The following is a 23,996-nucleotide window of genomic DNA, read 5'->3' as shown; positions in this document are numbered from 1 at the left end:
CTTATAATTTCACTTATTTAACTTAATTACTATAACATATTTACCCTATTTACCTAGTTTACTTATATATTAAAAGTCATGAAAAGATGAGGGGCCTTTATAAACATCCTAGCAAAAGTAAATGTTCTATTCGTTAGAATTATGTAACTTGCAAAAACTAATTTTGAAGGTAAACTAAGATTAGAATATTAACTATGATAGGGACAGTAGTAATTGCAAATACCTACAGAGAAAGACAGTAGCTGAGAAGTCTTGGTCTAGTAATTAACGAAAACCACCCTTGAGTTTTTTTAAGAAATTAAAACGTTAGGTCGCGTTAAGACCTTAATGAGCACAAATTTAGGTGGAACCACGGGAATAATCCGTCCTTTTATCGACTAGTCGATAGAGGACGGTTTTTTGTTTGGGATTTGCCAGAAAAGGAGAAAAAATGATTAAAGTAACATTACCTGATAATTCTGTAAAAGAATATATAGAAGGAATATTAGTTCGAGATGTAACAAAAGATATTTCAAATGGCTTATATAGACAAGCAGTAGGTGCTGTAGTAAATGGCAAAGTAATGGGCTATATTGAACCATTAACAGAAGATTGTGATTTTAGAGTAGTAAAATTTGATGATCCAGAAGGAAAGGAAATCTTTTGGCATACAACAAGCCACGTAATGGCAGCAGCAATCAAACAATTATGGCCAGATACAAAGTTTGCGATAGGGCCTGCTATTGGTGATGGCTTTTACTATGATATGGAAACAGACCATAGATTTGTCCCAGAAGATTTAGAAAAGATAGAAGAAAAAATGCTAGAAATAGCTAAAGATGATAAGAAAATGGTAAGGCTAGAAGTTAGCCGAGATGAAGCTTTAAAGATGTTTAAAGAAGAAGGCCAAGACTACAAGGTAGAACTTATAAATGATCTTGCTGAAGATGAACTAATTACCTTATACAAGATGGGAGATGTATTTACAGATTTATGCCGTGGTCCACACTTAGAATCTACTAAAAAAATTAAAGCGGTTAAACTTAAAACTATAGCTGGTGCTTACTGGAGAGGTGATTCCGATCGTCAAATGCTTCAAAGAATCTATGGTATTTCTTTTGAAAAAGCAAAACAACTTGAAGAATGGGAAGAATTACAAAAAGAAATCGAACGTCGTGATCACAGAAAAATAGGTCGTGAAATGGATTTATTCTCATTCCATGAAGAAGGACCAGGATTTCCATTCTTCCATCCAAATGGAATGATCTTGATGAATGAATTGTTAGATTGGTGGAGAGATGTATTAGAAGAACGTGGATATGGAGAAATCAAAACTCCACTTATTATGAATGAAGAACTATGGCATAGGTCAGGTCACTGGGACCACTATAAAGAAAATATGTATTTTACAAAAATTGATGATGAGGACTATGCTATTAAGCCAATGAACTGTCCAGGTTCAGTATTGACATACGCATCAAACCAACATTCTTATAGAGACCTACCAATTAGACTTGCAGAATTTGGACAAGTTCATAGACACGAACTTTCAGGAACTCTTCATGGACTTTTCAGAGTAAGAACATTTACTCAAGATGATGCCCATGTATATTGCTTACCTAGCCAAATCAAAGACGAAGTTTATAGAATGATAGACCTAGCTGACCTTCTTTATTCAACATTTGGATTTAAATATTCATTAGAATTATCAACAAGGCCAGATGACTATATGGGAGAACTCGCAGATTGGGATTTTGCAGAAGAACAACTTAAAGCTGCCCTCGAAGAACGTGGTATAGATTATGAGTTAAACCCAGGTGATGGAGCATTTTATGGTCCAAAAATTGATTTCCACCTAGAAGATGCAGCAAAAAGAGAGTGGCAATGTGGTACTATCCAATTAGACTTCCAATTACCACAAAACTTTGATTTGACATATGTTGATGAAAATGGTGAAAAACAAAGACCAGTTATGCTTCATAGAGCTTTATTAGGATCTGTAGAAAGATTTATAGGTGTACTTACAGAACACTTTGCAGGTAGATTCCCATTATGGTTAAACCCTGAACAAGTAGTAATTATCCCAGTATCTGATAAGTTCCTAGATACAGCAGAAAAACTACAAGGTGAAATTAAAGAAGCAGGATTTAGAGTGTCAGTAGATGCTAGAAGCGAAGGAGTAGGATATAAGATTCGCCAAGCTCAGTTAATGCGTGCAAACTACATGTTAGTAGTAGGAGAAAAGGAAGAAAGCTCCAAACTACTTACAGTTAGAAATAGAGATGGAGAAGAGATATCTGATGTTTCAGTTGATTCATTCATCGAAGAATTAAACAAGGAACGTGATAGTAAGTCAGTAAATTCTGCTTTTTAAATAATAAGTAATAATAAATATAAAATTGAGCCTGGGAAAACATTCCTAGGCTTTTTTGCTTTATCAAGCCACTATTGACATCATCAATTTTAACTGGTTTATTGAATAAGCTTAGATATTATAATATTTTTATGGAGATTTTATGGAAGATATACAAGTAAATGAAAATAAGTTAGGAACAATGCCTATAGATAAGCTTTTATTAGAAATGGCTATACCAATGGTAATTTCTATGCTAGTGCAATCAATCTATAACATAGTAGATTCTATGTTCGTAGCCCAACTATCAGAAGATGCACTAACAGCGGTATCGTTAGCATTTCCTGTACAAAACATTTTAATTGCTTTTGGAGTAGGTATAGGAGTGGGATCCTCAGCTTTATTAAGTAGGTTTTTGGGGGAGAATAACCGAGAACGTGTTGGATCAGTTGCAATTCATGGCATAGTGATAGCAGGTATTACTTATGTAGTATTTGCACTTCTAGGGCTTTTGTTTACAAAAAATTATGCACTTCATCAAGGTCAAAATCCAGTAGTTACTGAGTATACTAAAGGGTACTTATACATAGTGACTATTTTTAGTATAGGAATATTTTTTCAAACTCTTGCAGAAAAGCTATTGCAAGCAACATCACTTACAAAATATACTATGATTACCCAAATGTCTGGGGCTATTTTAAATATAATACTTGATCCAATATTGATATTTGGACTATTTGGTTTTCCAAGATTGGAAGTAAAGGGTGCTGCAATTGCAACAGTAATTGGCCAAGTGTTTGGTGCTATAGTAGGCTTTTACTTTAATAAAAACAAGAACCACGATATCAAATTCACATCAAAAAGATTTAAATTTCACGGAGATATAGTAAAACAAATATTTTGGATAGGTTTGCCAACAATAGTAATGAACACTATTGGATCCCTTGTTGTTTTTGCTTTAAATACAATTCTTAAAAACTTTGGATCTAGTGCAATAGCATCCTATGGGGTAATGTTTAAGTTCCAATCATTTGCCTTTTTGCCAGTATTTGGTATATCTAATGCTCTAACAACTATAGTTTCCTATAATTACGGAGCTAAGAAAAAAGATAGGATAAAAGAATCCATAGGCTTATCAATAAAAAGTTCATTTGTGCTAATGGCAATAGCAGTGGTAATAATGTGGCTGTTTCCTAAACAACTTTTGGCTATGTTTAATGCAACTGATAATATGGTAGAGATAGGAGTGCCAATGATGAGGATAGTATCGCTATCATATTTAGTAGCAGTACCAGCCATAGTTTCAGTAGGAGGAGTTTTCCAATCCTTAGGAAATTGGCAAATAGCAATATTTCAGTCGTTTTTAAGACAATTTATAATATTAATTCCAATATTTAACCTATTGTCAAAAACAGGAAGTCTAAATGTCGCATGGTGGGCATTTTTTATAGCTGAATTTACAAACTCTATTCTATGTATGTTTATATTAAGAAAAGAGATAAAAACAAAAATAGATATACTATAAAAACAAAAAAGAACTGTTGCAAATTAATATATACCGTTCCATCATTAGACTCACTGCCATAAAGTTTGAGATATAGCCAGCAGACTGATAGAGACACTTTTTGGGAAGGTGTTCTAATGATTTTGGAACTATTTATATATTTTGCAACAGCCTATTTTGTTTTATTTGTATATATAATTTAGAAATTGTCCTATAAGTACTAGAATCAAAGCGCTATCAAGAGGAAAATTATTTTTATTTTTTTAACTCTTGGGTGCTATGGGATACATAGGAAAACAGCAAGTAGATAGTCTACTGTTTTCTTATGTATTTTTGACTTTATTAACCTAATAATTTAACAAATTCATCGTGTACTGCTTGTACTTGTGGGCCAATTATTACTTGAACTGTCTTAGAACCTGGTTTTATAAGACCTGCTATCCCTGCAGATTTTATTTTTTCATCATCTACTTTGTTTGGATCATTGACTGTTAGTCTAAGCCTTGTTGTGCAATAACTTGTTGTATCCACATTTTCTGAACCGCCTAAGCCCTCTAGTATAATTTTAGCAGCCTCTTTATGTGAGCTTGATAAGCTTACTTTTTGTTCAGCTCTTTCTTCTTTTTCTGACTTATCAGCTGTTGATACTCTTCCCTTATCCTCTGTGTGGATAACTGTCGTATCACTATTAGCTTTAGCTGTTCTACCTGGTGTTGCTATATCCCATTTTTCAATAAGTAATTTAAAGATAAAATAGTATAGGATAAAGAATACTATACCCATTACTATGAGTATCCATATTTTGCTTCTCATTGGATTTTTAGATGATAAGAATAAATCTATTAATCCTGCTGAAAATCCAAATCCTGCATAAGTTTGTAATTTAGCTGCAAGGAATACAGAAATACCTGTTAATAAGGCATGAACAAAATACAATTGGGGAGCTACGAACATGAATGCAAACTCAAGAGGTTCTGTTACTCCTGTTAAGAATGATGCGAGAGCACCTGCAAGCATTAAAGCTTTTGTAGTTTTTTTCTTATCTTCATCTGCGCTATTTGCTATTGCCAAAGCTGCACCTGGCAAGCCAAACATCATTATTGGAAAAAATCCTGCTTGATACATACCTGGATGATAGGTAGCTGTTATTGAGTCTTTGATATTACCGATAAAGTTTGGTATATCATTTATTCCTGCAAGATCAAACCAGAATACTTGGTTTAGGGCATGGTGGAGTCCTGTTGGAATTAATAGTCTATTAAAGAAACCATATAGTCCAGCTCCAAGAGCTCCCATTTTTGTTAGTGTTGAGCCAAATTTTGCAAGTCCTGCAAAAATAAAAGGCCATATGAATACTAGAATGACTGATGAGATAAGTGCATATAAAGATGCCATGATTGGAACAAGTCTTCTACCTGAAAAAAATGCTAAGAAATCAGGAAGTGTCGTGCCGTGGAATCTATCATAAGCCTTTCCACCTAGGATACCTGATAGTATACCAATAAGTACGTTTTTGTTATTTATAGCATCAAAAGCTGCAACCTTATAAGGCTCTGCAAGTTTCCATGCTTCAAGATCAAGAGATCTTAGTTGTGCTATGGTATCAGTAGAAAGCATCTTTGATAAGGTTAAAAATGCTACAAGTCCTGCCAAAGCACTAGCACCATGATTTTCCTTTGCAATACCAAATGCAATACCTACAGCAAATAAAATACCTAAATTATCTAAAATTGCACCACCTGCAGAAATGAAAAATGCTGCTACAGGTGAACCTGCACCCCAAAATTCTGGATCGATTAAGTAACCGATTCCCATAAGTAGCGCTGCAAGAGGCATTACTGCAACTGGCTGCATTAGGGACTGACCCAATCTTTGAAGTTTTTCCTTCATAACTACCTCCAATAATAAAAAATATTAAACAAAACATTTATACATTATTATATTATCACAATTTGTTAGATTTTGGTAGATTTTAATGGATCCCAACTAAGATATAATCTAAAAATTTAACTCTAAGCTTATATAGAAGTTCTCCTAATAAAAATACGCTTAGAACTGTAAGGAGTGTAATAACAATAGGACTTGCTTTTATTAGTGATTTTAACAATATATAAATTATCTTATAGGGATAAATATAGGCAAAGACTAAGTATCTGTCACGATTCATTATATCAACATTCGCACTATCTTTTAAAATAAGATAAGTAATTACGAAAAGTGAGAAGTTAATGTTAGGGTAGTATTTAAAGTAGTAATTAAGGTAAATTTCTCCCGCCAATAATAATATTGCTAATATAAATAGTCCTTTCTTCATAGAATTTGCAGGTCTAATCCTAGCTCCCATTACATAAAATGCAAAATAAGCCAGAGTATCCTTATAATAAAAATCAAGGGGTAAATAGTTAGTATTTTGCATAACAAGGTAGAGTATGAGTCCTATAATTGCTATAGCACCTGCAAGCTTATTACCTAAAAGTCTATTTAAAATAAGGTCTATGAGAAAAAATATAAATACAACAAAAACCAAATCAAATAAATTGGTCACTATATATTTTAAGTCGTTTATCATTTCTTTTTCTAAAGAAAAATTGAAGTTTCTCATAAAAAATATTAAAAATATTGAGTAAATTAAAAGGGGTAGTGCCATAAGAATTACCTTTTTTGTATCCATAAATGATATAATGTATGCTAAATAAGCTATTAAATAACAGTTTATGAGCAAGAGGATTGAGTCATTACTTATGGCGAGTTTTCCAGTAAAGTTTCCTATGTAAGGAAGAAAAAATGACCCTACTAAAAGTATTAATGCTAATAAATCCATAAAATAAATTTCAAATCTTTTCATAAGTTTATCATATCATTATTTCATGAATTTAGCTAATAGATGGTATAATTAAGTATAAAGAGGAAATTATGGCAAAAAAAGCAAGAAACCCACAAAAAAATACACATATAAGACCAAAACATAGGAAAGTATATATATTTCCTTATATAATCATAGCACTTTTGATAATAGGAATCCCATTTGCTATCTATCAACTTTACATATCAAATGTAAATAGGAATGTAGATAAGCTCACCGAAGCTATTCAAAATCAAGATATGGAATATCTAGAAAAAAAGACCGATAGGTTGCCTATAATTCTAGACGTTCTTGAAAAGTCTTATTCGGAAGATCCTAATAAACAAAAAGAATTTTATGATAATAATTTCAAGAATCTTAAAGTAAAAGTTATAGGTGAGTCTAAAAAGTCAAATGGTAAGGAAGTTACTATTGAAGTGAGCAATGTAAATTATATAGATGTCTTTGAAAAGCTGCCAGAAGATGCAGATGATGTAAAGCTTCATAAAGACTATATGGTAGCCCTATCTGATCCTAATCAAGAGCTAAATACTAGAAAAGCTACAGTTTATTTTGAAAGAAAGTTTAATGGATATAAGTTTAATGAATCAAGAGAATTTGTAAATGCTATTTTAGGAGGAGCCTTGGAATACGCCGAAGATGGAGAAGACTTATCTCAAAATAATAAGGATGCTAGCGAAAGTTCTAATAACTTACACTAGTAAGTTCGTGTTTTTATCTTTTGGATATATGTTAGTGTAAGATTAGAACTTTTTTATTTAAATAAACTTTAAAGGATTATGTATGCTCAAAGATAATTATTCTATAAAAGAGACAAAGAGGAGTCAAAAAGATAGGAATGCAGTAGTTCTTGTTGTGCTTTTGATAATTCTTACATTAGTACCTAAGTTTTTACTTTCTTTTATTTTGCATGTGCAAATAGAAGATGGGAGATTTATTAGTCAAGAGTCTTTGTCACATCATTTATCAGGAGATATTTTATTACTTACTAATCTATATAGTACCATTTTGACTAGCATTTTAGTCTATTTATTAGCAAAGTATTATTTAAAAAGAAACAACTCCTCACTAGGTTTAAAGAATCCTAATAAGATTAAAAATTATCTAAAGGGAGCATTCATAGGTCTATTAATGATTACAGTAGCTTTTTTACTACTAAAGGCTTTGGGATTAACTAAGAGTAGCTATAATTTTAAAAATATCAAAGTATTGATGTTTATAGCTTTCTTTATAGGATGGGTTTTTCAAGGGTTCCAAGAGGAGCTTTTGTGTAGGTCGGTACTTATGAACTACTTTGCATCATTTAATGGAGTAGCCTCTGCTATAATAACTAATAGCTTGATATTTTCTATTTTGCATATAAATAATCCAGGTTTTGGAGTATTGGCTTTTATAAATATATTTTTATTAGGAAGTATATTTTCACTTTTATTTTACATATCAGATGATGTATTTTTACCAGCAGCAGCACACAGCTTTCGGAATTTCGCTCAAGGAAATATATACGGGATAAATGTTTCTGGAATTAGTAAATCTGAGACAACCTTAATAAGGACTAAAATATCTGGAAATCCGATTTTAACTGGTGGTTTGTTTGGTATAGAAGGTGGACTAATAACGTTTATTGTAGAGCTTACAGTAGTATTTATATTAATTAGTAAAATTAAAAAAAATAAAAATTATATATATTAGAAGAAAGTATTTTAAAATAGCCTTGTATTAAAGGCTATTTTAAAATGCAAAATTTAACATCATATGCTAATCGATAAGATTTGACCGGCCAGCTTTTTTAATTAGGTAAATCAACAATGATAGTATTATTGCAACTACTGAGGATAATACCATCCCTGTTAATTGTATAGATCCAAACTTGATAGATAAACCACTCAGGCCTGCTATAAATATTACAGAAGTTAAGATTAGGTTATCAGACTTAGAGTAATCTACCTTTTGATCTACTAAAAGTCTAATACCACTTGTACCAATCATTCCATAAAGCAAGAAGGTTACACCTCCTATAACATTACCAGGTATTGTAGAAATCAAAGCTGATAGTGGTCCTATAAATGCCATTAGGATTGATATGACTGCTGCAGCACCTATTACTTTTACAGAGTAAACTCCAGTAATAGCCATTACGCCAATATTTTCTCCATAGGTTGTAGTCGGTACTCCACCTATTAATCCTGAGATAGCTGTAGAAAAGTTATCTGCAAATATGGAACGATGAAGTCCAGGATTATTTAGAAGGTCCTTACCAATAATATTACTAGTTACTACTTGGTGGCTTATATGCTCAGCTGCAATTACCAAGAGAACTGGTAGCATAGCAAATATTGCTTCTTTAGAAAATTTGGCAAACTGAAAGTGAGGTAGGGTGAAAAATGAAGCTTCTCTTACAGGTGTTAAATCTACTTGCCCAAAACTATATGCAACTATATAGCCAATTATAATAGCTATTAAGATAGGAATTGTTGATAGAAAACCTTTAAACATTATAGATCCAAGTATTGCTGTAAGAAGTGTTACTAAAAATACTATCCAGTCGTATTTAGTTACAGTATCTGTCATAATGTTGGCACCTATACTACCACCAGAAATTGTATTGCTAGCAAGTTCAAATCCTATTAGGGCTACAACAGCTCCCATAGCAGCTGGTGGCAATACTATATCAATCCAGCTAGTTCCAAACTTATAGATAATAAAAGAAAGCAGGCAACCTAAGATTCCAACGACAACAAAAGCACCCTGAGCGTATTCGAATCCTTGAGATTGAATTATAGTTATACCTGGAGCTAGAAAGGCAAAGCTAGACCCTAAGTATGCTGGAGCTTTGCCTTTTGTTATTAAAATAAAAAGTAAAGTACCTATGCCATTCATCAAAAGTACAATACCAGGATTAATACCAAACAAAATAGGAACAAGAACAGAGGCACCAAACATAGCAAAGGTATGCTGTAAAGCCAGTGGAATCAATAATTTCCCAGGAACATCATCATTCACATTATAAATTTTCTTTTTTTGCATAAGCCCTCCATATTTTTTCTCAAATCTTCAATATTTTAAAAGATTTAAATCATTTTGTCAAATGTTTTTTACAATAAATACTTTACAAGATATCATATTTGGATTAAAATACATATAATTTATTAACTATTGAAAGGAGAAATTATGGAAACACAAACTAAGGAAAAGTCGAACTTAGCTAAAAGCATATTCATTGCACTAATTTTAGCTATTATATTAGGATTACTATTACAAAATTATTCTCAAGCACTTACTAGCTATGTTAGACCTCTCGGAGATATCTTTCTTAATTTACTTAAATTTATAGTAACACCTATAGTATTATTTTCAATAATGGGTGGAATCATATCAATGAAAGACATTAAAAAAGTTGGTGAAGTAGGTGGATTTACAGTTGTTTATTATTTCTGTACAACTGCCTTTGCAATTATTATAGGATTAGGATTTGCTAATATTTTTAAAAAGTACTTTCCTGTAATTGCAACTGCTAGTCTAGAGTATTCGGTAGATAGCAATGTGTCATTTATGGATACAATAGTAAATATATTTCCAAGTAACTTTTTGGCTCCAATAGTCGAAACAAACATGCTTCAAGTAATTGTTTCATCTGTATTAATAGGCTTTGCAATCTTACTAATCGATGAAAAAAAGCAAGCAAAAGCTATAGAGACTATAGATATTTTAAATGATATTTTCATGAAAGTTATGGAACTTATATTAAAATTATCACCTTTTGGTGTATTTTGTTTATTAATGCCAGTTATAGCTGAAAATGGTCCAAAAATTATTGGATCTCTAGCATCAGTACTACTAGTAGCATATCTTGCTTATATAGTACATGCATTAGTCGTTTATTCATTTACAATAAAAACATTAGGAGGACTTAGTCCTAAAGAATTTTTTAAAGGAATGATGCCAGCAATGATGTTTGCATTTTCATCAGCATCATCAATGGGCACTATACCATTAAACTTACAATGCTGTGAAGAATTAGGAGCTGACCGTGATGTTACAAGCTTTGTCCTACCACTAGGGGCTACTATAAACATGGATGGAACGGCAATCTACCAAGGTGTATGTGCGGTATTTATAGCCTCTTGCTATGGAATTAATCTAAGCCTTGGCCAAATGCTTACCATAGTTTTAACAGCAACACTAGCATCTATAGGTACAGCAGGTGTGCCTGGATCAGGAATGATAATGCTAGCAATGGTACTTCAAGCAGTAGGTTTACCAGTAGAAGGCATAGCATTAGTAGCAGGTATAGATAGAATCTTTGATATGGGTAGAACAACCCTAAACATAACAGGAGATGCAACTGCAGCCATAATAAACTCTAATAGGCTTAGAAAAAAAGGCAAAATTGCATAGAAAAAAAGACCCATTTGGGTCCTTGATTTAAGACAAGTCTTATTAGATTTGTCTTATTTTTTTGGTGAGATTTCTTTAATTGTTTTTACTGAATGATCCCACTTTTCCTTCTCTTCTTCGTTAAGTTTTAGGTGAAAATCTCTTATTACTCCATCTTTTCCTACAACTGCTGGATGGCCTATATAGCATCCATCAACACTTGAGTAAGAGGATACTGCAAGAATTGTTTTGGCATCTTTAAAGATTGTTTCTACAACTATAGCTGTAGAATTTGCTATACCATAAGATGTGTAGCCTTTAACTTTGATTGTTTCAAAAGCTTTCATTCTTGTGGAGGCCTCTATACTGTCTATAGTCATCTTATCTAATATTTCTGTTATAGGTTGAGTTGCAATTGATACATTTGACCAAGCTACGAATTGGCTATTACCATGTTCGCCTATGACATAACCGTTGACAGAATTTGGATCTATATCTACAAATTTTGCTACAGCATTTTTCATTCTAGCTGTATCTAGAATAGTTCCTGTACCAATTACTTTCTCACGTGGATGTTCTGTTAGTTTTTGCATATATTCTGCAATTACATCACATGGATTTGTAATAGAAACTATAATTCCATCGAATTTTGATTTCTTTATTATTGGTGCCCATTCTTCTACGCAAGTTTTTGTGTATTTGAATTCTTCTAGTCTATCTGAATATTTTTGTAGGATACTTATATCTCCAGGGGCAAAGATTATGATGTCACTATCATCAAGATCTGATATTTCTCCGGCAATTATATTTACATTGCCATCACGCCTTACCATTCCATCATTTAGGTCATTAAGCTCAGCTTCAGCTAATCCTTCTTTTTTATCAAAAAGAGCTAGGCTATCACAAAGTTGTCTTTCAACAAGAGTGTAAGCTACAGTAGCCCCTACATTACCCAAACCTATTAGGGAAATTTTTTTCATATATTACCTCTTTTTATTTTTTATCGACTCTATTATATTAACATATTTATTAATATTTTGCATTTATAAAAAAGAATCCCATAAGGGGATTCTTTTATGAATTTACTTATTTTCGTATCCCGGTTTACCAAGAAGTTTAAACATTTGAGATTTGTACTCTTCTACACCCGGTTGGTTAAATGGATTTACTTCTAACATATAACCACCAACTCCCACAGCTATTTCAAAGAAATAGAATAATTCAGCAAGATTTCTAGCATCTATTTTATCAACTATTATTCTAAGATTTGGAATGTCACCTTTGACATGGGCAATAGTTGTTCCTTCCATGGCTTGCTTATTTACATAATTTACACTCTTGCCAGCTAGGTAGTTTAGTCCATCTAGATTTTCACTATCTTCTTTGATTTCTATATCATTAAGTGGATTTTCAATTTCTATTACGGTTTCAAATAGATTTCTCTTACCTGCTTGAATCATCTGTCCTAGAGAGTGAAGGTCTGTTGTATTGTTTACGGAAACTGGGAATATTCCTTTACCATCTTTTCCTTCGGATTCTGCAAATAATTGTTTCCACCACTCGGCTATATACTTAAGCTTTGGTTCGTAATTTACTAAGACCTCTATATCTTTACCGTTTTCATAAAGCATATTTCTAATAGCTGCATATTTTATAGCTTCATTATTTTTAAAGTCGCGTTTAGTGTATTTATTACGTCCGTCAGCAAATCCTGCCATAAATTCATCTATATCGATACCACAAGCTGCAAGTGGTAGGAGACCTACTGCGGATATAACTGAAAATCTACCGCCTATATCATCTGGTACAATAAAGCTTTCATAACCTTCTTTGTTGGCTAGATCTTTTAATGCTCCCTTTTTCTTATCGGTTGTGGCATAGATTCTACTTTTGGCTTCTTCTTTGCCATATTTTTCTTCTAAAGATTCCCTTAAGAATCTAAAGGCAATGGCAGGTTCTGTAGTTGTTCCTGACTTGGAAATTACGTTTAAAGAATAATCTTTATCTTTGAGATATTCTAAAAGTTCAGTCATATATTGGCCTGATAATTGATTGCCGGCATAGATTAATTTAACTTTTCTATCGGAATCAAAATATTTATCTAAAGCAACATCAACAGCTTTTATTCCAAGATATGATCCTCCTATTCCTATAGAAACTAGAACATCACTATCTGATTGAATTTTTGCAGCTGCCTTTTTTATTCTCTCAAACTCTTTTCTATCATAATCATTAGGTCTATCGATCCAGCCTATGAAGTCAGATCCTTCACCTGAGCCATCCATAAGTGCATCAAAAGCATTTAAGGCTTTTTGCTCATAATCATTGAGTCTATCTAATTTTAGATTACTATAATCAATTTTCATTATTAACCTCCGTATAAGTTTTCGGTTAATAAATTTATACCCTAAAATGAATTTTAAGGCTATAAATACAAAATTAATAATACTAAATAAGGTTACAATTTATTGACAGATATTTTTATAATACCTATAATAATTGTAAGTTATAAGGAATTGAGGTGGGAATCATGAAAAAATTATTGCTTACAGGTGGTGCTGGATATATAGGAAGCCATACTGCTGTCGAGCTTTTAGATAGTGGTTATGAAGTAGTAATTTATGATAACTTATTAAACTCGTCAAAAGTTGCTATTGACAGAGTCGAAGAGATAACTGGAAAAAATGTAACTTTTTATGAGGCAGATATTTTGGATACTGAGTTTTTAAGAGAAGTTCTTGAAAAAGAAAATATATATGCTGTAATACATTTTGCAGCATTAAAATCAGTTAGTGAATCTGTTAATAAACCATTAAAATATTATCATAATAATCTTACAGGGACCTTGAGCTTACTTACTGCTATGCAAGAAGCTAAAGTAAAAAAAATAATATTCTCATCATCAGCAACAGTTTATGGGACTCCAGAAATAATACCTATTACAGAAAAGTGTCCAAAGGGAGTTTGCACCAATCCTTACGGATGGAGTAAGTCTTTTATGGAGCAAATAATGACAGACCTAAATATAGCTGATCCAGAATTTAAAGTAGTGCTCTTGCGTTATTTTAACCCTATAGGAGCACATAAATCAGGGCTTATAGGAGAAGATCCTAAGGGAATTCCTAATAATCTCTTACCTTATGTTTCAAAAGTTGCAGCAGGAGAACTCGGTTATGTTCATGTATTTGGAGATGACTACAATACATGTGATGGGACAGGAGTTAGAGACTATATCCATGTGGTTGATTTAGCTCGTGGCCATCTAAAGGCTCTTGAAAAAATTGATGATTTAAATGGAGTAGAGATAATAAATCTAGCCACTGGCAATGGTTATTCAGTATTAGAAGTTATTCGTGCTTTTGAAAAGGCGTCAGGCAAAGAAATTCCTTATAAAATAGAAAAAAGACGACCAGGAGATATAGATAAGTCCTATGCGGATGCAAGTAAAGCTAAAGAAATAATAGATTGGCAAGCAGAATATGGTATAGATCAAATGTGTGAAGATGCATGGAGATGGCAAAAGAATAATCCAAAAGGATATGAAGGAAGGTAATAATATGAATACTACTCTAGTAGTTTTAGCAGCAGGGATTGGCTCAAGATATGGAGCAGGAATAAAGCAACTAGCAAAAATGGATGAGAATGGTTATACAATTATAGATTATTCTATTTTTGATGCTATGAAAGCGGGATTTAATAAGGTTGTTTTTATAATAAGACCTGATATAGAAAAGGACTTCAAGGATATAATTGGAGATAGGATCAAAGATGTCATTGATATAGACTATGCTTATCAAACTCTAGAACTACCAAAAAGATTTGAAAATCCTGTTCAAAGGACTAAGCCCTGGGGGACAGTTCATGCAGTTCTTGCTTGTAAGGGGATAGTAAATGAACCATTTTTAGTTATAAATGCAGATGATTACTATGGGAAGACTGTTTTTGATGATTTACATGAATTCTTAGTAGATCCATCTAATCAAAATAATAAAAAATTACAAATCGCTATGGCAGGATATAAGCTAAAGAATACTCTTTCAGATAATGGAACTGTTACTAGAGGAGTCTCAGTAGGTAATGAGGATAACAAACTAATTAAAATTTTAGAAACTCATGAAATCAAACTTGAAGAAGATGGGAAACTTTCTAGTAAGGAAGGATTAGATCAAGACCTACTTCACCTAGATGCCCTAGTATCTATGAATATGTGGGCAACATATCCAGAATTTATTGATTTATGCCAAGAATATTTTGAAAAATACCTAGAAAAGAATAAGGATAATTTAGAAAAAGCAGAGTATGTATTGCCAGAAATGATTGGAGAGTTGTTAGAAGAAGATAAAGCAGATATAACTATTCTTCCAACTAGTGATAAGTGGATAGGTATTACATATAAGCAAGACCTAGAACCAGCTCAAGAAGAGTTTAAAAAAATGTTTGAAAATAAAATATATCCTGCTAATATTTGGAGTAAGTAAGCTTACTCTAAGATAAGTAAAAGTATTATGATTATTTTCCAAGCCTAATATTACTCAGCCTACTATAACTAAAAAGTAAATTTTATTTAATATTATAAATATAATATGATAAGAGTATATTGACTAGTTTTAAAACAAAGAATATAATATATAGTGTAACTTGTATTATATTTATCAAACTTTTCTAGTCAAATTATAATTGATTTTATATAAGAATCTTACACATAATAATAGCTTTTTTTATTTAAATATAATGCAAAGGATTTTAATACTATTTATTTAAAAAAGTAATTATTTTTATTCGGTATTTAAACTTCTTATATTACTTATGTATTTCATAAGTAATATTTATAGAGTTTATAAATGACTATTTGTTTTTATGAAAGGATATTTATGGATGAAATTTTAGTTATATTTTTAATAATGGTGCTTGGATACATTCTAGGTAAAATTAATTTTTTTGGTATAAGATTTGGTGCTTCTGCTATTTTAATAGTGGCTTTATTTTTCGGTCATTTTGGCTATAGTGTACCTAAATTTCTTGCAACGCTTGGATTAGTACTATTTCTTGCGCCTATAGGTTTAATGGCAGGTCCTAGTTTTATGGCCAATATAAAGAAAAATGGCTGGTCATTTCTTGCTATATCATTATTTACAGCATTGATTGGTGGAGTCCTAGTTGTAATACTTTCCAGAGTATTGAATATAGAAATGTCTTTATCATTAGGACTTTCTTCAGGAGCAATGACTTCAACTTCTATGTTAGGGACAGTAAAAAGTTTAACTGAGTCTAATTTACCAGGAGTTGGATATGGTATTGCTTATGCATTTGGTGTAGTTGGGGTTGTTTTGATAGTACAATTGATCCCTAAATTTTTACATGCAGATACTGATAAAGAAAATGCCAAGTTAATATTGCCAGAAGATAAGCAAGAAAAAAATAGTAGAGATTTCAAAGAATTTATTAATTTAGATCCGAATGGACTTTTTGCTATATCACTAGCTTGTGTATTAGGTATATTAATTGGTTCAATAAAGATTCCTATAGGAGATAGTGTAAGTCTTTCCTTAGGATATGGTGGGGGATCCTTGATAGCAGGTCTAATTCTTGGAAATTATGGACATGTAGGTAAAGTTAATTTAACAATTAGCAAAGAAAGATTATCTTTGGTAAGAGATCTTGGTCTAGCATTTTTCTTATTAGAATCAGGTGTTAGCGCTGGTAGCGGCTTTGTAGAAGTGGTAAGCAAATATGGTCCTAAGCTATTTTTTGCAGGTGTAATAATGACCTTAGTACCAGCACTTTTATCATTTTTATTATCTTATAAAGTATTTAAGTTACCATTATTTGCTTCTCTTGGGGCAACTACAGGTTCAATGACATCTGCTCCATCATTAGGTGCACTTTTACAAGTTACTCAAGATGATAAAGTTTCATCATTTTATGCTGCAACTCAGCCAACTGCAACAATATTTATGATATTTTTACCACAATTAATATCATTGTTTTTTCCGATTAATTAGTTAACAATTACAAGATGTATGATTTGTAAATTGATTGGAATGTTTAGATTATAATTAACTTGCTCTGTAGAGTAAAATTTCTATTTTACTTTATAGAGCAGTTTTATTAGAATAATTTCTGTAATATAATTTTAAATTTTATTTATAGGATAAGCTTAATTGCTATAAATAAGTTAGAAGAGCTATATAATAAGCACTTTATGTTGATACTGATAATCGTTATTTACCGTTGCATAATACTTGGAATATTATTTGACAAAGTTTTCCTTATTACTTATAATGATACTAAAGATACATACATTATAGAAGATAAAAGGAGAATATACATATGGAATTAAAGGGAAGCAAAACAGCTCAAAATTTAATCACTTCATTTGCAGGTGAAAGCCAAGCAAACATGAGATATACTCTTGCATCAAAAGTTGCAAAAGAAGAAGGATATGTTCAAATTTCTAGAATTTTTGAAGAGACAGCTATGAATGAAAGAGAACATGCAGCTAGATTCTTTAAATTCTTAAGAGAAGAATATAAACTTGAAGAAATAGAACTTAATGAGAATTATACAAAATGGCCAGTAGTATGGCATGATACTGTAACAAATCTTCAAGGAGCAATTGATGGTGAAAATGATGAAGCAGAAGATATGTATCCATCATTTGCTGACGTTGCTGAAGAAGAAGGTTTTGATGAAATTGCAAGAGCATTTAGAAATATAGCAAAAGTTGAAGAAGCTCATAGAGAAAGATACAAAAAACTTAAATACAACATCGAAAATGATCAAGTTTTCAAAAGAGATGAAAAAGTTGTTTGGATGTGTGGTAACTGCGGTTTCTTAATCGAAGCTTATGAAGCTCCAAAGAAATGTCCAGCATGTGCTCACCCACAAGCATACTTTGAGATCGCACCATTTAATTATTAATAATTAATGCAGGGTTTAGACCCTGTTTTTTTTATTTCTAGATTTGTGAAGTATTAGTTTTTGAAATTTTTATTATTTTAACTAAATTGACACTACTCATTTAACATAAAAAGTGGTAAAATATAATTAAAATTTTATCTAATAAAGGAGTTAAAATGAAAGTTATAGTAGCAAAAGATTATGATGAAATGAGTCGTAAAGCTGCAGATTTTATAATAAATTTTATGATTGAAAAGCCACAAGCTAAGTTTGGTTTTGCAACAGGATCTACACCTATAGGTCTATATGAAAAATTAGCAGAAGCAGAAAAAGAAGGCGAAATTAGTTTTAAGTATTCAAAGAGTGTTAATCTCGATGAATATATAGGTATTTCTAAAGAAAATGATCAATCTTACCAATATTTTATGAATGAAAATTTATTTAATAAAGTAAGTTTTAAAGAAGGAGCAACAAATCTTCCATATGCTCCAGAAGCAGATGAGAAGTATGCCAAAGAATATGATGAGCTTTTGGATAAGTTTGGTAAAAGAGATATTCAAATTCTAGGATTAGGTCCAAATGGTCATTTAGCTTTCAATGAGCCTTATGAAAAACTAAATCGTAGAACCTCTATTATAAAACTTACAGATGAAACTATAGAAGCAAACTCAAGATTTTTTGCAAACAAGGATGAAGTTCCAAAATATGCAATTTCTATGGGCATGGAAGATGTATTTAATGCCAATACTTTAGTAGTTCTTGCAAATGGCAAGAATAAACATGAAGTTGTTAAAAGAATCATAGAAGAAGATACTATTTATCCAGAATTCCCAGCAAGCTTTTTACACTTACATCCAAATGCATATTTATTTGTAGATGAAGAAGCTTATAATGGATAAAAATAAAATTAAGTAAGGGCTGTTACAAAATTATGAATAATTATCGTTCCATCATTAGAAAGCTCTCTTAGGAAAATTTTTTACATAGCTTGCCGACTTGTGGAGGTAAAATTTCCGTAGAAATTCTTTTAATGATTTTGGGACGGTTTATTCATTCTGCAACAGCCCCTTTTTGGGGTAAAAAGTTAATATTAATTAAAACACAATGAGAAAGGAAAAGCCATGCGTAAAGAAGCTAAAAGCTTAACCTATATAACAATCGCATTTATCCTAATAAGTATCCTGTCATCACTTGCTATTGCAAAAACAACTATAACAAAGCCTATTATATTTTCTTTGGCAATTCTCATCCCTTCAGTATATTTACTAATCAAATTCAAAAGATCTTATAATTTCATTAATTCTCGCAAATGCAGGAGGATTATATGGAATGGTAAGAGCGGATTACTTTAGCGGGCCATTAGTCATTGGCATGGTGATGAGTGGTTATATGGGAGCAGTTTCGGTATTTAGAAAATACGTTCCGGGAAATAAGATTATAAGGACAAATTATATAAAATCAATAGGACGTGGAGTAATTTTAGGATTGGTTTTAGGATATATAAATATTAAATTAGCTGGCATATCTAACAATCCGGTATTGACTCCAGATGCTATAGCAATGGCATTATATGCTGGTATATGGGAAGAGGTTGGAATCAGATTCATATTATATGCCCTTGCCATATACATACTAAAAGGTGAAGCAAAAACTAAGTATGAAAAATTTTTAATCTATACGATCATGGTAGCTCCCCATGTATTAGCTCACGGAATAATGGGACTAGATTCATTTGTATGCTTAATCTTACTTTTTGGTTTACCTATGTCAATATTGCAAAGAAAAGTAGATCTTACTAGTGCAATAATTGTGCATACTCTAGTTGATTTAATAAGGTTCGTTTACTTGGGTATTTAGATATTAAAATTTTATATATTGCTAATTTTCAGTGCATAATATCTGGTATTTTTTATAAATATTTGATGCGTATATAATATTGACAAATAAAATTGCTAAAAGAAGAATAATATTGAAATCATTTAGCAGACTTGCTGAGCTTAGAAAAAGAAATGTATATAAGCAAAGTGAGCTTTGAAAGTATGTAGTATATCATGGTAGATTATTTTCTAATAGAAAGGGTAGTCTATAAATTTTTGGTGTTAGTATTCAAAGTATTGAGCCGAATATACTTGATATAAAATATAATAATAAATTTATAGAAGAATCTGATGAGAGTGTTAGGATTGACTATTATAAGAAAGTATATAATGGATATATAGCAATACTTACTGCTAATATTACCTATTAATCATGCTTATAATCTTAGCCTCTAAAAATGATGTTGGAATTATTTCATAGGTATTTCATCAATAGTGAGAATAATAGCAAGTAGATAGATAATTAAAGGAGTGTCTTATTAAAAAATATTAGGAAATTCCTTCATATTTTAATTTAGAATTCATGTACTATTTTGCTAGCTGATCTAGAACTTTCTAGGACTTTGGAAAGTAAAAATGTAGAATGCTAGTAAAAAAATATACATAGAGATCACGCTTAGTTTTCTAAGAGTTGAGAGAAGATTAAAATTACAGCTCCAAAAAGCAAACCAAATAGTATTATTCTAACTTATAAAAATTGATTTTTCGATAATTTTTTCATTATGTCTTCCAAAAATTTATTACAATATTTATTGATTAAAAAATGAGCTGTTGCAAATCAATAGATGCCCATCGTTCGGGGCCTATCAGAAAGTTTGAGATTTTAGCCCATAGGCTAGCAGAGACACTTTCTGATAGGATATTCGAATGATTTTGAAACGATTTATCTATTTTACAACAGCCCCCGAAAAGTTCCGCGTTACTACCCTTATTTTTATATAAATAAGCAACTCAAGCATCTAACGATGCCGGGTTTTTATAACGCCAACCATGGCGACACATCTTACTTATTTCAGATATGCAAAAGAAAAATGATTTTCGAACTTACTTCTAAGATTGGATCTCACAAAAGTCCAATTTTTATTTGTTTTTCTTTTTATAAATAAAAATACAGGCAGATTAATTACTCTGCCTATATATAAAGTTAAACTAAAATGCCCAGTTTCCGTTTTCAAAGATTGGAAATTCTTCATCGTTTTTGTAGCCTGTAATTTCAAGGTCACTACTTCCCACCATGAAATCCTCGTGGATTAGTGAGTCGTTGATTCCTCTACTATTTAGTTCACTTTCTTTAAGTTCTGCACCACCTACAAGGCAAGTTGGGTATGCCTTACCTAGAGCAAAATGGCAAGATGCGTTCTCATCAAATAGTGTGTTATAAAATAATATGTTTGAATTGGAAATAGGGCTATCATATGGAACTAGTGCTATTTCTCCTAAGTTTTTGCTTCCTTGATCAGAGTCTAGCATCTTTGCTAGAGTATCCTTTCCCTCTTTAGCATCAAAGTCAATTACTTTTCCGTCTTTAAAGGTAAATTCAAAGTTATTTATTATTACGCCATTGTATACTAAAGGTTTTGTTGCAACTAGTCTGCCATCTACTCCATCATATTGCGGTGCTGTAAATACTTCCTCTGTAGGTATATTTGGAATAAATAAATCTCCTTTGGCATTCTTAGATCCTGCGCTCATCCATATATGATCTTTAGGAAGCTTTACCCATAGGTCTGTCCCATTTGATGACTTGTAATGAACTTTATCAAATTGATGATCATTTAAATAAACTGCTTTTTCTTCTAGAGTATTTATATGATCTTTCCAATTTTTCTTAGTGGCTTCCCATGATTCTTCAACTCTTGATACATCCAGAATTGTTTTCCATAATTTATCATATGCTTCATCTTCGCTTAAATCTGGAAAAACTTTCTTAGCCCATTTTTTGGTTGGAACTGATATTACAAGCCAGCTTACTATATCATTCATAGTATATTTTACAAATTCTTTAGTGGCTTTTGAATTCTCACGAATTGCTTCTGAGATTTTAGCTTCATCTAGGCCCTTTAAAAGGTCTGGATCTTCTGCAGATATTGATATTCTATTTGATTTTTTATCAGCAATTTGATATTTTAATTTTTCTATTTTCCAATCAGCAACTTCATTTAATGTTTCTTGGCTTTGATTATCATAAGTTAGCCTTGTTATGGTATCATCACGCCAGTCTATTGATACACTACGTGCACCCTTTTCATAGGCTACCTTTGTTATAAGTCTTGCAAGTTCTGGACTTTCAACAGGTGTGTTGATTAATACATCTTCTCCTTCTCTTACATTTACACCAAATTCTACTGCAAGTTTGGCAAAATTTTCTATTCTTTTATCCATAGTTCCCTCTTTTCTTTGCTAATATATTTTGCATTATAGATTGTTTTTAATACTATACTATATAAATAAGAAAAATTATAAAGGCAATAACGTTGAGTTCTTAAAATATGTAGATAGATGGGGAAGTAAGAGTATTATTTAAAATGATTGATTTTTTAACCTTTTGATTAGATATAATACTCAAAATACACTATATTTAAGTAAAGGAGGACTAGTATGAAGAAAGCTTGGAGATTAATAGTTGCTGTAGCTTCTGTTTTGTATATTATACTATTAATAAAAAAGGTTGATATACCAAGGTCTACTTACCTGGATTTAGCCAAGCCATAGAAGCAGTATATACAAAAGCAGAAATTCAAAAATGCATAATCCATCAAATAAGGAATTCAACAAAATATGTATCCTACAAAGATATAAAAGAATTAATGAAAGACTTAAAAGCAGTATACAAAGCATCAACAGAAGAATTAGCTCTAACAAAGGCATCTTTGAAGAAAAATGGGATAAAAAATATCCGATGTTTGTAAGCTCTTGGAAAATAACTGGACAGAACTATCCACATATTTCAAATATCCAGAAGGGATAAGAAAACTAGTATATACTACAAATGCCATGGAAAACTTCAATAGACAACTAAGAAAAGTTACTAAAAACAAGACCATATTTCCAAGTGACTATTCTCTACAAAAAAGTTTGTATCTAGCAATGGTAGATGCCTCAAAGTAAATGGACGAGCAGAATACGCGACTGGGATCAAATCTTATCACAATTATCAATTTCAAGCTGTTTTACTTCTTTTCTAAGTTTTATTAATTCTTTTTCTTCTTCGCTTCTGTTATCGTCTATATCAAAGGATTTGGTGTTATTATATCTATTAACCCAACCATTAATGGTTAATGTTGACATTCCATATTCTTTGCTGAGATCTCTTAATGAATGGTTTCCTTGGCTATATATATTAACTATTTGTTTTTTGAAATTTTCTTCGTAATGCTTGGTTAAATTTATCCTCCCATTGTTATTAATACTAGTATAACATGTTCAGTTTTTATTTGTCTTATATATGTATCCTATCCAATGCTTTTAAGTAACCTAAGTACTAGCAGGTCTATTTTAGTGATAAATATCATTCATAATAGGAATTTGTGTATGACTTATTTTATAGATCTCTCTGGTAGACTTTATTAACTAGATACTAATTTTTCCCATAAATTTATTAAACACTTTAGTTAAAATAGTTTTGGTAATTTAATTGTAGTTATATTCGTTAATAAAATTTTGTGTTTTTCACATGGTAATTATGTGAATAACAGCATCTATAATAAACAGATAATTAAGATATTATTTAAAATATATAATTAATAATAGCTAAAGAATTTAAAGTTATTAAAATTTTTATATATAATCATTATATTTGTTTTAATATATTAATCATGATATTATACATGATAAGATCATTGTATAGTATGTCACCATGAAAGGAGTGAAAATATGAGGAAGGCTCGGAGGTTAATAGTTGCTATAGCTTTTGTTTTATACATTATATTATTAATAAAAAAGGTTGATATAACAAGATCTACTCATGTTATCTTAATGGGAATTTTATTTACGAATCAAGCAGTAGAAGAGTGGGATAGATATGTAGAGACAAATAAAAAAATTCATTTGTTTATACCTATAGCGACAGTAGGAGTTATAATCTTTTTGATAGTTCAGTTTATATGAAAATATAAAATAAAATTACGGTAATAAAGTGAACTG

The 23,996-nt window shown here is 31.2% G+C and carries 21 protein-coding genes, 1 pseudogene and 1 other annotated feature; of the genes and pseudogenes, 14 read left to right on the top strand and 8 right to left on the bottom strand.

From position 1 onward, the window contains the following. Positions 1-185 precede the first annotated feature (185 nt). Positions 186-373 (top strand) — a binding site (T-box leader). A gap of 57 nt (positions 374-430) precedes the next feature. Continuing rightward, positions 431-2,353 carry a threonine--tRNA ligase gene (gene thrS, locus ABXG81_RS08825; protein ID WP_353528806.1) on the top strand — a complete coding sequence of 641 codons (1,923 nt, stop codon included), beginning with the start codon at positions 431-433 and terminating at the stop codon, positions 2,351-2,353. Between the two features lie 142 nt (positions 2,354-2,495). After that, on the top strand, positions 2,496-3,857 hold the full coding sequence (locus tag ABXG81_RS08820; protein ID WP_353528805.1) for an MATE family efflux transporter: 1,362 nt from the start codon (positions 2,496-2,498) through the stop codon (positions 3,855-3,857). 321 nt (positions 3,858-4,178) lie between these two features. Here ABXG81_RS08820 and nagE read toward each other — a convergent pair whose 3' ends face one another. Together nagE and ABXG81_RS08810 are read right to left on the bottom strand one after the other, a co-directional pair. Continuing rightward, positions 4,179-5,726, bottom strand: coding sequence for an N-acetylglucosamine-specific PTS transporter subunit IIBC (gene nagE, locus ABXG81_RS08815; protein ID WP_316110988.1), 1,548 nt, complete (start codon positions 5,724-5,726; stop codon positions 4,179-4,181). Between the two features lie 82 nt (positions 5,727-5,808). After that, complete coding sequence (locus tag ABXG81_RS08810; RefSeq protein WP_288222912.1) at positions 5,809-6,681, bottom strand: hypothetical protein; 873 nt, start codon at positions 6,679-6,681, stop codon at positions 5,809-5,811. Between the two features lie 68 nt (positions 6,682-6,749). Between ABXG81_RS08810 and ABXG81_RS08805 the strand changes: the two genes are divergently transcribed. Together ABXG81_RS08805 and ABXG81_RS08800 are read left to right on the top strand one after the other, a co-directional pair. Continuing rightward, entirely contained in the window at positions 6,750-7,400 is a 651-nt protein-coding gene (locus tag ABXG81_RS08805) for a hypothetical protein (RefSeq protein WP_117520439.1), read from the top strand. Positions 7,401-7,482: 82 nt separating this feature from the next. Continuing rightward, the gene (locus ABXG81_RS08800) at positions 7,483-8,391 is read left to right on the top strand and encodes a CPBP family intramembrane glutamic endopeptidase (protein WP_353528804.1); all 909 of its coding nucleotides are present in this window, start codon (positions 7,483-7,485) and stop codon (positions 8,389-8,391) included. A 66-nt stretch (positions 8,392-8,457) separates the two neighbouring features. Here the strand turns inward: ABXG81_RS08800 and uraA are convergent, their stop codons facing one another. Continuing rightward, complete coding sequence (uraA, locus tag ABXG81_RS08795) at positions 8,458-9,726, bottom strand: uracil permease (RefSeq protein ID WP_353528803.1); 1,269 nt, start codon at positions 9,724-9,726, stop codon at positions 8,458-8,460. 144 nt (positions 9,727-9,870) lie between these two features. On the opposite strand from uraA, the gene ABXG81_RS08790 reads away from it, so the two are divergent. After that, the gene (locus ABXG81_RS08790) at positions 9,871-11,097 is read left to right on the top strand and encodes a dicarboxylate/amino acid:cation symporter (RefSeq protein WP_353528802.1); all 1,227 of its coding nucleotides are present in this window, start codon (positions 9,871-9,873) and stop codon (positions 11,095-11,097) included. 53 nt (positions 11,098-11,150) lie between these two features. Here the strand turns inward: ABXG81_RS08790 and ABXG81_RS08785 are convergent, their stop codons facing one another. Then, positions 11,151-12,056: an L-lactate dehydrogenase gene (locus ABXG81_RS08785; RefSeq protein WP_117520432.1), complete on the bottom strand. Its 906-nt coding sequence runs from the start codon at positions 12,054-12,056 to the stop codon at positions 11,151-11,153. Positions 12,057-12,158: 102 nt separating this feature from the next. Then, positions 12,159-13,442 (bottom strand): glucose-6-phosphate isomerase, encoded by a 1,284-nt coding sequence (locus ABXG81_RS08780; protein WP_353528801.1) that lies wholly within the window; start codon positions 13,440-13,442, stop codon positions 12,159-12,161. Between the two features lie 164 nt (positions 13,443-13,606). Here ABXG81_RS08780 and galE point away from each other — a divergent pair, with 164 nt between their 5' ends. The 5 genes from galE (at position 13,607) to ABXG81_RS08755 (ending at position 18,875) form a co-directional block, all read left to right on the top strand. Further along, the gene (gene galE, locus ABXG81_RS08775) at positions 13,607-14,629 is read left to right on the top strand and encodes a UDP-glucose 4-epimerase GalE (RefSeq protein WP_117520428.1); all 1,023 of its coding nucleotides are present in this window, start codon (positions 13,607-13,609) and stop codon (positions 14,627-14,629) included. Between the two features lie 4 nt (positions 14,630-14,633). Then, positions 14,634-15,554 (top strand): sugar phosphate nucleotidyltransferase, encoded by a 921-nt coding sequence (locus ABXG81_RS08770; protein ID WP_117520608.1) that lies wholly within the window; start codon positions 14,634-14,636, stop codon positions 15,552-15,554. A 393-nt stretch (positions 15,555-15,947) separates the two neighbouring features. Next, complete coding sequence (locus ABXG81_RS08765) at positions 15,948-17,078, top strand: antiporter (protein ID WP_353528800.1); 1,131 nt, start codon at positions 15,948-15,950, stop codon at positions 17,076-17,078. Positions 17,079-17,406: 328 nt separating this feature from the next. After that, complete coding sequence (gene rbr, locus ABXG81_RS08760) at positions 17,407-17,997, top strand: rubrerythrin (protein WP_117520424.1); 591 nt, start codon at positions 17,407-17,409, stop codon at positions 17,995-17,997. 155 nt (positions 17,998-18,152) lie between these two features. Next, on the top strand, positions 18,153-18,875 hold the full coding sequence (locus tag ABXG81_RS08755) for a glucosamine-6-phosphate deaminase (RefSeq protein WP_209813481.1): 723 nt from the start codon (positions 18,153-18,155) through the stop codon (positions 18,873-18,875). Between the two features lie 248 nt (positions 18,876-19,123). On the opposite strand, the gene ABXG81_RS08750 is transcribed toward ABXG81_RS08755, so the two are convergent. Then, positions 19,124-19,255, bottom strand: coding sequence for a hypothetical protein (locus ABXG81_RS08750; protein WP_353528799.1), 132 nt, complete (start codon positions 19,253-19,255; stop codon positions 19,124-19,126). A 50-nt stretch (positions 19,256-19,305) separates the two neighbouring features. On the opposite strand from ABXG81_RS08750, the gene ABXG81_RS08745 reads away from it, so the two are divergent. Continuing rightward, positions 19,306-19,833, top strand: a complete 528-nt coding sequence (locus tag ABXG81_RS08745) for a CPBP family glutamic-type intramembrane protease (RefSeq protein ID WP_353528798.1) — start codon at positions 19,306-19,308, stop codon at positions 19,831-19,833. A 1,169-nt stretch (positions 19,834-21,002) separates the two neighbouring features. Here the strand turns inward: ABXG81_RS08745 and ABXG81_RS08740 are convergent. Next, positions 21,003-22,235, bottom strand: coding sequence for an aminopeptidase (locus ABXG81_RS08740; protein WP_316116556.1), 1,233 nt, complete (start codon positions 22,233-22,235; stop codon positions 21,003-21,005). Between the two features lie 326 nt (positions 22,236-22,561). Here ABXG81_RS08740 and ABXG81_RS08735 point away from each other — a divergent pair, with 326 nt between their 5' ends. Together ABXG81_RS08735 and ABXG81_RS08730 are read left to right on the top strand one after the other, a co-directional pair. Then, on the top strand, positions 22,562-22,762 hold the full coding sequence (locus ABXG81_RS08735) for a transposase (protein WP_353529253.1): 201 nt from the start codon (positions 22,562-22,564) through the stop codon (positions 22,760-22,762). A gap of 4 nt (positions 22,763-22,766) precedes the next feature. Continuing rightward, a complete protein-coding gene (locus ABXG81_RS08730) occupies positions 22,767-22,961 on the top strand; it encodes a transposase (protein WP_353528797.1) in 195 nt (64 codons plus the stop codon). Positions 22,962-23,021: 60 nt separating this feature from the next. On the opposite strand, the pseudogene ABXG81_RS08725 reads toward ABXG81_RS08730, so the two are convergent. Further along, positions 23,022-23,243 (bottom strand): annotated as a pseudogene (locus tag ABXG81_RS08725) (transposase); the annotation flags it as partial. Between the two features lie 483 nt (positions 23,244-23,726). Here ABXG81_RS08725 and ABXG81_RS08720 point away from each other — a divergent pair. After that, on the top strand, positions 23,727-23,960 hold the full coding sequence (locus tag ABXG81_RS08720) for a DUF6442 family protein (RefSeq protein ID WP_117520414.1): 234 nt from the start codon (positions 23,727-23,729) through the stop codon (positions 23,958-23,960). Positions 23,961-23,996 lie beyond the last annotated feature (36 nt).

Origin of the sequence: Anaerococcus nagyae (assembly GCF_040364225.1) — a bacterium.
Lineage (GTDB): Bacteria > Bacillota > Clostridia > Tissierellales > Peptoniphilaceae > Anaerococcus > Anaerococcus nagyae.
Note: the sequence above shows the minus strand (reverse complement) of the source record. Positions and strands in the feature narration are given on the sequence as shown.